9 protein-coding genes are annotated in these 11,849 nt (G+C 63.4%); 1 reads left to right on the top strand and 8 read right to left on the bottom strand.

Features of this window, described 5'->3' with window-relative positions:
* Positions 1-103 precede the first annotated feature (103 nt).
* Positions 104-1,021, top strand: coding sequence for a hypothetical protein (locus D3242_RS11415; RefSeq protein ID WP_064984401.1), 918 nt, complete (start codon positions 104-106; stop codon positions 1,019-1,021).
* A 75-nt stretch (positions 1,022-1,096) separates the two neighbouring features.
* Here the strand turns inward: D3242_RS11415 and D3242_RS11410 are convergent, their stop codons facing one another.
* The 8 genes from D3242_RS11410 to D3242_RS11375 all read right to left on the bottom strand — a co-directional run bounded on the left by D3242_RS11410 (position 1,097) and on the right by D3242_RS11375 (position 11,754).
* Entirely contained in the window at positions 1,097-2,494 is a 1,398-nt protein-coding gene (locus D3242_RS11410) for an NAD(P)(+) transhydrogenase (Re/Si-specific) subunit beta (RefSeq protein ID WP_019862768.1), read from the bottom strand.
* A 6-nt stretch (positions 2,495-2,500) separates the two neighbouring features.
* A complete protein-coding gene (locus tag D3242_RS11405; RefSeq protein WP_032919126.1) occupies positions 2,501-2,926 on the bottom strand; it encodes a proton-translocating transhydrogenase family protein in 426 nt (141 codons plus the stop codon).
* The gene (locus D3242_RS11400) at positions 2,926-4,197 is read right to left on the bottom strand and encodes a Re/Si-specific NAD(P)(+) transhydrogenase subunit alpha (protein WP_064984695.1); all 1,272 of its coding nucleotides are present in this window, start codon (positions 4,195-4,197) and stop codon (positions 2,926-2,928) included. The genes D3242_RS11405 and D3242_RS11400 overlap by 1 nt, the downstream gene beginning before the upstream one ends.
* Positions 4,198-4,282: 85 nt before the next feature.
* Positions 4,283-4,507 (bottom strand): aa3-type cytochrome c oxidase subunit IV, encoded by a 225-nt coding sequence (locus tag D3242_RS11395; RefSeq protein WP_019862765.1) that lies wholly within the window; start codon positions 4,505-4,507, stop codon positions 4,283-4,285.
* Between the two features lie 164 nt (positions 4,508-4,671).
* Complete coding sequence (locus tag D3242_RS11390) at positions 4,672-4,821, bottom strand: DUF3096 domain-containing protein (protein WP_019862764.1); 150 nt, start codon at positions 4,819-4,821, stop codon at positions 4,672-4,674.
* A 130-nt stretch (positions 4,822-4,951) separates the two neighbouring features.
* Complete coding sequence (locus D3242_RS11385; RefSeq protein WP_019862763.1) at positions 4,952-5,719, bottom strand: N-acyl amino acid synthase FeeM domain-containing protein; 768 nt, start codon at positions 5,717-5,719, stop codon at positions 4,952-4,954.
* A 148-nt stretch (positions 5,720-5,867) separates the two neighbouring features.
* A complete protein-coding gene (locus D3242_RS11380) occupies positions 5,868-8,183 on the bottom strand; it encodes a putative bifunctional diguanylate cyclase/phosphodiesterase (RefSeq protein WP_019862762.1) in 2,316 nt (771 codons plus the stop codon).
* Between the two features lie 91 nt (positions 8,184-8,274).
* On the bottom strand, positions 8,275-11,754 hold the full coding sequence (locus tag D3242_RS11375) for an indolepyruvate ferredoxin oxidoreductase family protein (RefSeq protein ID WP_064984400.1): 3,480 nt from the start codon (positions 11,752-11,754) through the stop codon (positions 8,275-8,277).
* Positions 11,755-11,849 lie beyond the last annotated feature (95 nt).

The following is an 11,849-nucleotide window of genomic DNA, read 5'->3' as shown; positions in this document are numbered from 1 at the left end:
CTCACAGGAGGCCTTCATGGGACGTGGTATTTTGCTCTGGTTGCTCGGTATTCCGATCCCAATCATCATCCTCATCATGCTGTTCGTACGGTAGGGGGCGTTGATGCAGCCCACCGTATCGGCTATCGACCTATCCGCTTCAGAAGAATCCTCCGCGACAGCAGTCAGTTGGGGACCGATCATTGCCGGCGCTTTCGCGGCTTCGACGCTGACTTTCATCCTGATGCTGCTCGGCTCCGGTCTTGGGCTCACCATGGTCTCACCATGGTCGGGCTCTGGTGCGTCGATCACCACCTTCGCGGCGTCGACCGCGATCTGGCTGGTTATCGTGCAATGGCTGTCCTCCGGAGTCGGCGGCTACCTAGCGGGGCGCCTGCGTACCAAATGGGTCGGCATCCACACGGATGAGGTCTATTTCCGCGACACGGCGCACGGCTTTCTTGCCTGGGCGTTGGCCACGTTGCTTGTCGTCGGTGTCCTCGGCTCTGCGCTTTCCGCAGTGCTTGGCTCGGGCGTGCAGGCCGTGTCCACGGTGGCGTCGGGTGCAGCCCTGGGAGCATCTGCCGGTGCCTCAGCCAATGCCGGCAATGCGTCGGCCGACAACGCGACCTCCTATCTGGTGGATTCGCTGTTTCGTCCCGCCGATCCGAGCAAGCTGGCTGCTGCCACTCCGGATGGGGATGCCGCCGCTGTAGGCCAGGCCTCGCGTATCCTCGTCGCCAGCGCCGCCGCGGGTGAGATTTCGGCCGACGACAAGACCTACCTGGCGCAACTGGTTGCCGCCCGCACCGGCCTTTCCGAGGCCGACGCCAAGGCGCGCGTCGATGCAATGGTTGCCAAGGTCGAGGACGCCAAGGTCAAGGCCAAGCAGGCGGCCGACAGCGCCAGGAAGGCCAGTGCGACCTTCGCCCTGCTCGGTGCCCTATCGCTGGTCATCGGCGCCTTCATCGCCAGTGCGGCCGCGGCCCTCGGCGGTAGGCAGCGCGACGAAGAGGAAGCGGTTTTCCTGACCAGCCGCTGAGCCTAGGCTTGCGCCAGAAATGAAAGAGCCCGGCACCAGAGCCGGGCTCTTTGCTATTTCTGCCTATCGGCCGTATCAGTGATCCATGGCCTTGACGATTTCCTCGGTCATCTTCTTGGCGTCGCCGAGCAGCATCATGGTGCCGTCCTTGTAGAACAGCGTGTTGTCGATGCCGGCATAGCCGGAGCCGAGCGAACGCTTGACGAAGAGGCAGGTGCGCGCCTTGTCGACGTCGAGGATCGGCATGCCGTAGATCGGCGAGGACTTGTCGTCGCGGGCAGACGGGTTGGTGACGTCGTTGGCACCGATGACATAGGCGACGTCGGCCTGGGCGAACTCCGAATTGATGTCCTCGAGCTCGAACACTTCGTCATAGGGCACGTTGGCTTCGGCCAAGAGCACGTTCATGTGTCCGGGCATGCGGCCGGCCACAGGATGAATGGCGTACTTCACGTCGACGCCGTTGGCCTTGAGCTTATCGGCCATTTCGCGCAGCGCGTGCTGCGCCTGGGCGACCGCCATGCCGTAGCCGGGCACGATGATGACCTTCTGCGCGTTCATCATCAGGTAGGCGGCGTCGTCGGCCGAGCCCTGCTTGACCGTGCGCTCGATGCCGTCGTCGGCCGCAGCCGCCGTCTCGCCGCCGAAGCCGCCGAGGATGACCGAGATGAAGCTTCGGTTCATGCCCTTGCACATGATGTAGGACAGGATCGCGCCGGACGAGCCGACCAGCGCGCCGGTGATGATCAGCGCCAGATTGCCGAGCGTGAAGCCGAGCGCAGCCGCCGCCCAGCCCGAATAGGAGTTGAGCATCGAGACGACGACCGGCATGTCGGCGCCGCCGATCGGGATGATCAGGAGAATACCGAGCACCAGCGAGGCGGCGACGATCAGCCAGAACACCAGTTTTGACTCGGTGGTGACGAGCAGGATGATCAACACGATCAGCGCGACGCCGAGGGCCGCGTTGATGAAGTGGCGGCCGCCGATCATGATCGGCTTGCCGGACATGCGGCCATCGAGCTTCAGGAAGGCGATGACCGAGCCGGTGAAGGTGATGGCGCCGATGGCGACGCCGAGGCTCATTTCGATCAGCGCTTGTGCATGAATGTCGCCCGCCGTGCCGATGCCAAAACTTTCCGGCGCATAGATGGCCGCCGCCGCGACCATGACGGCGGCGAGGCCGACCAGCGAATGGAAGGCGGCGACCAGCTGCGGCATCGAGGTCATGGCGATGCGGCGCGCGGTGACGGCACCGACACCGCCACCGATGGCGAGGCCGAGCACGATGAGGCCGAAGCGGCCCGCGGACGGGGTTGCCAGCGCCAGCGTGGTGGCAATGGCGATGCCCATGCCGATCATGCCGTAGAGATTGCCCTGGCGGCTGGTGGTCGGATGCGACAGGCCGCGCAACGCCATGATGAACAGGACGCCGGAGACGAGATAGAGGAAGGACGCGAAGTTGGCGTTCATGGCGCTCTACTTGTCCTTCTTCTTGTACATGGCCAGCATGCGCTGGGTGACGAGGAAGCCGCCGAAGATGTTGACCGAGACCAGCATCAGCGCCACGAAGCCGAAGCCGGCGGCAACGCCGGAAGCGGCGATGCCGACGGCGAGCAGCGCGCCGACGACGATGACCGACGAGATGGCGTTGGTGACGGCCATCAGCGGCGTGTGCAGCGCAGGGGTCACCGACCAGACGACATAGTAGCCGACGAAGATCGCCAGCACGAAGATGGCGAAGCGGAAGACGAAGGGATCGATGGCGCCGCCGGACAGGGCGTGCGCGGCATCACCCGCCGCCTCGGCGCCGCCTGGAGCATTGGCCAGGTTCTGCACCGCCAGCCGGACGGCGGCACTTGCCTGGTCGAGCTGGTCCAGGGCTTTCTGCAGGGTCTGATCCATCACGCTGTGCCTTTCGACTTGGGCGAGGACGACTTGGATGCGGCAGGTTTCTTGGCTGCGGTCTTTTTCGGCGTGGACGCGTCGGCGACCATGGTCTTGGCTGGGATCGCCGCCGGCTCGACACGCGGCTGCTGGTCGGCCTTGGCGAAGGCCGGATGAACCACCTTGCCGCCGTCGGTCAGCATCGTCGCCTTGACCAGATCGTCGTCGCGGTTGATGGCGAGCGTCTTGGTGGCCTTGTCGACCAGCGTCTCGAGGAAAGCGAACAGGTTCTTGGCATAGAGAAGCGAGGCGGACGCAGCGACGCGGCCTGGCACGTTGAGGTGGCCGACGATTTTTACGCCATTGGCCGTGGTCACCACCTGACCCGGCCGAGCACCTTCGACATTGCCGCCACGTTCGACGGCGAGGTCGACGAGCACCGAGCCCGGCTTCATCGAGGCGACCATCGCCGCCGACACCAGCTTCGGCGCCGGCCGGCCTGGAATCAGCGCCGTGGTGATGACGATGTCCTGCTTGGCGATGTGCTCGGCGGTGAGTGCCGCCTGCTTGGCCTGGTATTCCTTGGACATTTCCTTGGCGTAGCCGCCGGCTGTTTCGGCGGCCTTGAACTCTTCGTCCTCGACGGCCAGGAACTTCGCGCCGAGCGAGGCGACCTGTTCCTTGGCGGCGGGGCGCACGTCGGTGGCGGTGACAACGGCACCAAGGCGGCGCGCCGTGGCGATCGCCTGCAGGCCGGCGACGCCGACGCCCATGATGAAGACTTTCGCCGCCGGCACCGTGCCGGCCGCCGTCATCATCATCGGCAAGGCACGATCATATTCCGAGGCGCCGTCGATGACCGCCTGATAGCCGGCGAGATTGGCCTGGCTGGATAGCACGTCCATCGATTGCGCCCGGGTGATGCGCGGCATGAATTCCATCGAGAAGGCAGTGACACCGGCCTTTGCCAGCGCCGCGACGACGGCGTCGTTGCCGTAGGGATCCATGATGGCGATCACGGCCGCACCCGATTTGTAGCTCTTCAGCTCGGTTTCATCAGGCCGGCGGACCTTCAGCACGACATCGGCCTTGGCAACGTCCGCGGCCTTGCCGATGGCGGCACCCGCCTTGGCAAACTCTTCGTCGGGGATGCGCGACCTTGTGCCGGCGCCGGTTTCGACAATCACGTCGAAGCCCAGCCCCGCCAGCCGCTTGACCGTATCGGGCGAGGCCGCGACGCGCGGCTCGTTCGCATCAAGCTCACGAGGGATGAAAACCGTCTGTCCCACCGCATGATCCTTTCGGCTGGAACCTGTTTGCGCAAAGTCGGCCGGAATATCCGGCGAGGTCAATGGCAACTGGGTTTTGGAAGGTCTATCGCAGAATGAAGGCGCCGGCGGCCATGATCAAGGCGAACAGGATAAGTGCCGAGAAGAAACCGCCCGCGAAGAAACCGAAGGCCATCGCGATAAGCAGCGCGCCGCAGAAAAGCGATCCATATTTGGCCAGAGCGAGAAAGCCCGCATAGGTGCGGTCATGCTCGGCATAGTCCATCTTCGCGCCCAGTTCGACAGGACCGGTCGGCGAGTGATCAGCCATAGGAATACCCCTTCGAAGACATCTTTCAGGCACATAGCGAAAAGCCGGCCCGAGAGCAATGGCGCTATTGCCGCATTGGAGCCGACAACTGCCTCAAGGGAAAATTGAAACCGCCGACCGGTTCGGCGAAGGGTGGCTGTTGCGGCAGGGCAGCTCGGCGGCGCTCAGCCAGCGAGGTGCGGGAAAAGCCCGAGCAGCCCGACGACGATCAGATAGAGCGCGACGATGTAGTTCAGCAGCCGTGGCATGATCAGGATCAGCACACCGGCGATCAGCGAGATAAGCGGCGTGAGCGCAAGCTGGGAAATATGCATGTCGGGGGTCCTTTCCAGAGGCGATGGCATCGGCTGATGCTGCCACTGATAACGCCGTCAGGCCTGGAAAGCTCCATCGGGATGCATCGTTACCCAATGACGAGACATGAGGCCCTTGGGCCGCGTGCGCTTAGGCCGCTTCGAAATATTTGGCGGTGGGCAGGATGGTCAACGGCGCCAGTTCACCCCTGTTGGGGCGTTGGAAAAGCATGCGTTGCTCGAACGTCGTCGAGTTGAAGAACGGGAAGCGATCCAGCGTCGCCTGCATGTTTTCGGAGCATTTCGACTGGTACAGATGCACGGGAACGGTAAGCCCGGGGTAGTTTCGCGGGGGTACCGCCTGCTCCGACCTGAAGATGCGGTGATAGAAAGCGGAATGTTCTTCCTTGATCGCCGTCAGGCAATAAGTCGGCTTGAAGTGACTGCAGGCAACCACCGCCAGCCTGAGCGTAATGTATGGCAGCACCCGCAGGCTGCTCGACCATTCGAGATCGGCCGCGAACCGGCTTGGATCGACGAAAGTCTCACCGGCCGCCAGACGCCGCGCCAGCACGTCGCCGAAAACATCGGTACTGGGTGAAACAGGGTATCTCGCGCTGGCATAATGGAGCCTGATGGTGCTGACGAGCACACCGTCGAAGAACACGCCAAAGCGATAGGAATTGGGCAGATCGTCGAAACTGTCCTTCACCATGCGGGAAGCCATCGGCTTCACCATGCCGGCGTGAAGGTAGGAGTTGTAGCGGAGCCTGTAGATCGCCTCGAGGTCCTCGGCGCCATCGCAGAGCCGATATTCCACGTGCTCCAGAACATCCATGACGTGATCCGAGAACACTGACGGGCGATGCTTATCGCTGGTCGCAGCCGCCAGCGGCGTACCCAATACCTTGTTTTCCATTTTGTCCTCGCACCGCCACACAACGACAATAGCGAAGCGCTGGAGGAACAAGAAGCAAAATTGCCAGCTTTTGCGTTTACCCTAAATTAACGTTAACAAATGGTAAATTGCGGGCGCAGCGGCGCTTTGGGCAATTCGACGGCTGATTTCAGGTGGCGACGCGCCTTGCAACCGGCTGCAATTCCGCGGCGAAAGGCCAGGTCACGTTGGACATGGTTTCGATGCCCGACGCGCTGAGTGCTGCGCCGAACAGGAAGCCCTGGACAAGATCCGGCTTCACCGAATGCAGCAGGACCTTGAGCTGCTCAAATGTTTCGACGCCTTCGATAGTGACTATGAGTCCCAGGATACGGGCCAGGTCGACGACGCCCTTCAGCAGCTCCAGCGAGCGCGGATTCTGGGTGACGTCCATCACGAAGGAGCGGTCGATCTTGATCTTGTCGAGGGGCAGCTTGTGGAGATAGCTCAGGCTCGAATAGCCGGTGCCGAAATCATCAAGGGCAATGCGCACGCCAAGCTGCTTCAGTTCCTCGATGTATTGGCGGGTCTGCGACTTGTCATCCAGCAGTGCGGTTTCGGTGACTTCGATCTCAAGGCGGTTGGCCGCCAGCCCGGAAACCTCCAGCGCTTCGCGAACCTTCCGGATGACGTCGCCATTGCGGAAGTCCCTGGCGGACAGATTGACCGAGACGCTGGTCTGGTCGGGCCATTTGGCGCATTCGAGGCAGGCGGCCTGAAGCACAAAGGCGCTGATCTCTGAAATGATGCCCATCTCCTCGGCCAGCGGGATGAAGACGCCGGGTGAAATCGGTCCGAGATCGGGATGGTCCCAGCGGCACAGCGCCTCGCAGCTGGCGATGCGCATGGTGTCCATCGCCACGATCGGCTGGTAGACGACCCGCAGGCTCCTGCTTTCCACCGCGCTGCGAAGATCCGCCTTCATCAGCTGCCGGTTGCGGAACGCGGCGTCCATTGCCGCCTCGAACAGCCGCCAGCCGTTCTTACCAAGCTCCTTGGCCTTGTAGAGCGCGAGGTCTGCCTTGACGATCATGGCGTCGACATCGGTTTCCGCGACCTTGGACAGAACCGCGCCGGCGCTGGCCTGGATCCGCAATCCATGCCCGGCGACGTCCACCTCGCCCTGCAATGCCGCGAAGATCTCGTCGATCTGCATGGTCAGATGGCTCTCATCCTCGATGCGGTCGAAGAAGACCATGAATTCGTCGCCGCCGAAACGGCTGACGGTGATGCCTTGCCCGGCAACGGCGGCGAGACGCTCGGCGACCGCGTAGATCAACCCGTCGCCGATCGGATGGCCGAGCGTGTCATTGACGCTCTTGAAATCGTCGAGGTCGAGCACGGCCAGGCCGCACAGCCGGTCGCGCTCTCCGGAAGCCATCAGCTCGCCGACCAGTTCATGGAAATAAGCACGGTTCGGCAGACCGGTGAGGTTGTCGTAGCGCGCCATGAAACGGATCTTTTCCTCCGCCTCGACACGAGCCGTGACGTCTTCAAAGGTGATGACACCCAATTCCTGGTTGCCTTCGCGAGCGGAGAATTCGTAGTGCTGCCCGTTGGAGAAGGAGACAAGCACCTTGCGGTCACGTCCCTCGCGCAGCGCGCGCGTCAGTTGCGCCTCGACGTAGCGGCAATCCTTCGGTGCCAGCATGCCGCCGGCGACGCCGCGCAGCAACAGCGAATGGATCGACCGTCCGAGCAGTTGGTCCGGCGACCTTAGTGACATCAGACGGGCGGCTTCAGCGTTGCCGACGACCACCTTGCCGTCGGGGCCGAGCATCACCAGACCATGCGACATGGTGTTGAGGGCGCGGTTGAACCGCTGCGCGATCTGTCGCGCCTGCTTGTGTCCAACGACTGCCGAAAACAACACGTTGCGGACGTGGTCGGCACTGCCCTTGATGATAAACATGAAGGGAATGATCAGCAGGCCCAGCACGACATAGGGGATGTCGAACCTGAGGATGAGCGCCGCGGCGATCGGCCCGACAAAGGTAACCGCGAAGATCATCACCATGCGCGGCGACCCGTAATTTCGGCCGACGACGGTCACCAACGAAGCCATCGTTACCGACAGCGCTCCGATCTCTGCATAGGAATCGGAGTAGACATAGATGGAGATGAAGCAAAAGAACCCCAGCAACAACCCTTGAAGGCTGCCCTTCAGGATGTATTCGCGCTCCCACTTCTTTGCATCGGCGGCGTCGTGCATTTCGCCGCCCGAGCGGTGGAACCGCCGCAGGCTGAAGTAACGCCAGACGCCGATGCCAAGCAGCGCGCCCGCCAGAGCCAGAAAAACCGGCTGGCCATTGCGCCAGTAAACCATGAGGCTGATGACAGCGTGACAAAGCGCGCCGATTATCAGCATGTGCGCGTTGTCGAACAACGAGCGCACAAACTGGATATAAACATCCACGGGGATGTTATCGGCTTTTGTTTTGCCCATTACTGGCGCCCAATGAGCCCCAGCCTTGGCATAGTCCCATTAAAAAACCTTTAGCTTGGCTTGAAATGCCTGATTTCAGAGGCTTTTTGGATCACTCGGCGGCCTGGAGTTCCGCCCGCGTCGGCGGGCTAGACAGGCGCTCGACCAGTCTTCGACGCTCGCCCGCGGCCTTTTCCGCGCTGGCCTGCCGGACATGGCCATAACCACGGATGAGCGCGGGAACCGAAACCAGAGCGACCGCCGCCTCGGCCTTATCAGGCGCCAGCGACCTGGCGACGAGCTCAAGATCGCCCTCATATTGCGCCAGAAGCTGCCGTTCCATGCGCCTTTCGGCGGTATAGCCGAACAGGTCGAAAGCGGTGCCGCGCAGGCCCTTCAGCACCGCCAGCAGCCGGAAACCCTTCATCATCCAGGGGCCAAAGCTCGACTTCCTCGGTCTGCCGTCATTGCCGCGACGGCCCATGATCGGCGGGGCGAGGTGGAATTCGAGTTTTTCATAGCTCTGGAACTGCTTGCCTAACTCCGCGGCGAAGGAGCCGTCGGTGTAGAGCCGCGCCACCTCGTACTCGTCCTTGATCGCCATCAGCTTGAACAGGTTCCTGGCCGCTGCCTCGGTCACGGCGGTCGAGCCTGGCACGGCCCTGGCCTCGGCGGCGCGCAGCAGCGCCAGCCTGTCGGCATAGCGCTTGCCATAGGCGGTGTTCTGGTAGGCGGTCAGGAAGGCGACACGGCGGGCAATGATCTCGTCCAGCGTCTGCGCGACCGGGGCCGCCTCTCCTGCCTTGCCTGGCTGGGCGACGAGGCCACGCACGAAATCCGGCTGGTGCGCCGCGCGGCGGCCCCAGCGGAAGGCGGCGATGTTCATCGCCACCGCTTCGCCGTTGAGCTCGATCGCCCTCTCGACAGCCTCCGCCGACAGCGGCAGGCCGCCATGCTGGAAAGCAAAGCCGAGCATGAACATGTTGGCGCCGAGCGAATTGCCGAACAGCGCCGTGGCGGTGCGGGTGGCATCGAAGAAATGCGCCTTGTCGTCGCCGGCGGCGGTGCGGATCGCCTTCTTCAGGCGCTCGATCGGCAAGGAGAAATCCGCCGAGCGGGCAAACTCGCCGGGCATGATCTCGGCGGTGTTGGCAAGGAAGATCGTATGGCCCTCGCGCACTGCGGTAAGCACCTTCTTGGCACCCGACACGACGAGGTCGCAACCAAGCACGAGGTCGGCCTTACCAGCCGAGACGCGGATGGCATGGATGTCGTCCGGCGTGCAGGCGATGCGGACATGGGTGAATACCGAGCCGCCCTTCTGGGCGAGGCCAGCCATGTCGATCATGCCGCAGCCCTTGTCCTCGAGATGGGCCGCCATGCCGAGCACGGCACCAACGGTGACGACGCCGGTGCCGCCGACGCCGTCGATGATCGCCGCCCAGCCCTCGGCGCCCAGCGGGAATTCGGCCGGTGTCGGGACGCCGTCAAGCGGATCGGTCTTGCCGGCAAGGCCCTCGGCCTTGCGGATCTTGGCGCCGTGCACGGTGACGAAGGACGGGCAGAAGCCGTTGACGCAGGAGAAGTCCTTGTTGCAGCTCGACTGGTCGATCTTGCGCTTGCGGCCGAATTCGGTCTCGACCGGCTGGATCGAGACGCAGTTCGACTGCACGCCGCAATCGCCACAGCCTTCGCAGACCAGTTCGTTGATGAAGACGCGCTTGTCGGGATCGGGAAAGGTGCCGCGCTTGCGCCGCCGGCGTTTTTCGGCGGCACAGGTCTGGTCGTAGAGCAGGATCGAGACGCCCTTGACGTCGCGCAGCTCGCGCTGGACGAGATCGAGGTCGTCGCGGTGATGGATGGTGGCGCCGGCCGGAAATTCGGCCTTGCCGGCGTATTTGTCCGGCTCGTCGGTGACGATGGCGATGCGGTCGACGCCTTCGGCCCGCACCTGCCTGGCGATCATGTCGACCGTCAGGCCGCCCTCATGCGGCTGGCCGCCGGTCATGGCCACGGCGTCGTTGTAGAGGATCTTGTAGGTGATGTTGGCCTCGCTCGACAAAGCGAAGCGGATCGCCAGCGTGCCGGAATGATTGTAGGTGCCGTCGCCGAGATTCTGGAAGATGTGCCCGCGCTTCGAGAACGGCGCCTGGCCGACCCATTGCGCGCCCTCGCCGCCCATGGCCGTGAAGCCCAGCGTGTTGCGATCCATCCAAAGCGCCATGAAATGGCAGCCGATGCCGGCGGCGGCGATCGAACCGTCCGGCACCTTGGTCGAGGAATTGTGCGGACAGCCGGAACAGAAGAAGGGCGTGCGCGAACCGATGTCGGTGGCATCGGCCAGCATCGCCTGGAACTGGCGCAGCTTGCCGACCCGCGCCGAGATCTCCTCCGACGGGCCGATGGTCTTGACGATCCTCTCGCCAAGGGCAATGGCGATCTCGTTGGGATCAAGCGCGCCCTTGGCCGGAAACAGCCAATCGCCGCGCTCGTCCTTCTTGCCGACGATGACCGGCTGCGAGGCAGTGCCATAGAGGCTTTCGCGCAGCTGCACCTCGATCAGCGAACGCTTCTCCTCGACGACGACGATGGTGTCGAGGCCGCGGGCAAAGTCGGCGATGTGCTGCAGGTCGAGCGGCCAGGGGCAGCCGACCTTGAACAGCCTGATGCCGATGCGGTTGGCGGCCGCCTCGTCGATGCCGATGTCCTCCAGCGCCTGGCGGACATCGAGATAGCTCTTGCCCAGCGTGATGATGCCGAGCTTGGGGTTGCGGCCGCCCGAATAGACGATGCGGTTCAGCCCGTTGGCATGGATGAAGGCGGAGGCTGCGGCACGCTTGTATTCGTGCAGCCGCTCCTCCTGGCCCAGCATGTCGATCTCGTGGCGGATGTTGAGGCCGCCCGGCGGCATGTCGAATTCCGGCACGACGATGTTCAAGCGCTCGAGCGAGGCATCGACCGAGGCCGTCGATTCGATATTGTCCTTGACGCATTTGATCGCCGCCCAGGTGCCGGCAAAACGCGACATCGCAAAGCCGTACAGACCGTAGTCGATGATCTCCTGGACACCAGCCGGATTGAGGATCGGCACCATGGTGTCGACGAAGAGGAATTCGGTGGCATGCGCATTGGTCGAGGATTCGGCCATGTGATCGTCGCCCATCAGGGCAAGCACGCCGCCATGCTTGGATGAGCCGGCGAGATTGGCGTGGCGGAACACGTCTCCCGAACGATCGACGCCCGGACCCTTGCCGTACCAGACGGAAAAGACACCATCATGGGTGCCCTCACCCAGGAGTTCCGTCTGCTGCGATCCCCAGCAGGCGGTGGCGGCAAGCTCCTCGTTGAGGCCGGGCTGGAAGACGATGTCGGCCCCGGCGAGCTGCTTCTTGGCCTTCCACAGCTGCATGTCGAGGCCGCCGAGCGGTGAGCCGCGATAGCCGGAGACGAAACCGGCGGTGTTCAGGCCAGCGCGGCGGTCGCGCTCGCGCTGCATCAGGAGCATGCGGATGACCGCCTGCGCGCCGGACAGGAAGATGCGCTCCTTCCCGAGGTCGAACTTGTCGTCGAGCGCGACATCATGCAGCGTCATCAGGCATTTCCTCTGCGAAGGCCGCGCGGGAGCAGGCAGCCAACGTCGGGGTCGGATGACGCATCCTTTCTCCCCTTGCAAGTGAGGTCAAACAA

The organism is Mesorhizobium jarvisii, assembly GCF_003601985.1.
In the GTDB taxonomy this organism is placed as follows: domain Bacteria; phylum Pseudomonadota; class Alphaproteobacteria; order Rhizobiales; family Rhizobiaceae; genus Mesorhizobium; species Mesorhizobium jarvisii.
This window is presented reverse-complemented; position numbering and strand designations above follow the sequence as displayed.

Bases quoted from the DNA above. Each gene is read 5' to 3' on its own strand.
- D3242_RS11415 (WP_064984401.1), top strand. From the start codon at position 104: ATGCAGCCCACCGTATCGGCTATCGACCTATCCGCTTCAGAAGAATCC.
- D3242_RS11410 (WP_019862768.1), bottom strand. From the start codon at position 2,494: ATGAACGCCAACTTCGCGTCCTTCCTCTATCTCGTCTCCGGCGTCCTG.
- D3242_RS11405 (WP_032919126.1), bottom strand. From the start codon at position 2,926: ATGGATCAGACCCTGCAGAAAGCCCTGGACCAGCTCGACCAGGCAAGT.
- D3242_RS11395 (WP_019862765.1), bottom strand. From the start codon at position 4,507: ATGGCTGATCACTCGCCGACCGGTCCTGTCGAACTGGGCGCGAAGATG.
- D3242_RS11390 (WP_019862764.1), bottom strand. From the start codon at position 4,821: ATGCATATTTCCCAGCTTGCGCTCACGCCGCTTATCTCGCTGATCGCC.
- D3242_RS11385 (WP_019862763.1), bottom strand. From the start codon at position 5,719: ATGGAAAACAAGGTATTGGGTACGCCGCTGGCGGCTGCGACCAGCGAT.
- D3242_RS11380 (WP_019862762.1), bottom strand. From the start codon at position 8,183: ATGGGCAAAACAAAAGCCGATAACATCCCCGTGGATGTTTATATCCAG.
- D3242_RS11375 (WP_064984400.1), bottom strand. From the start codon at position 11,754: ATGACGCTGCATGATGTCGCGCTCGACGACAAGTTCGACCTCGGGAAG.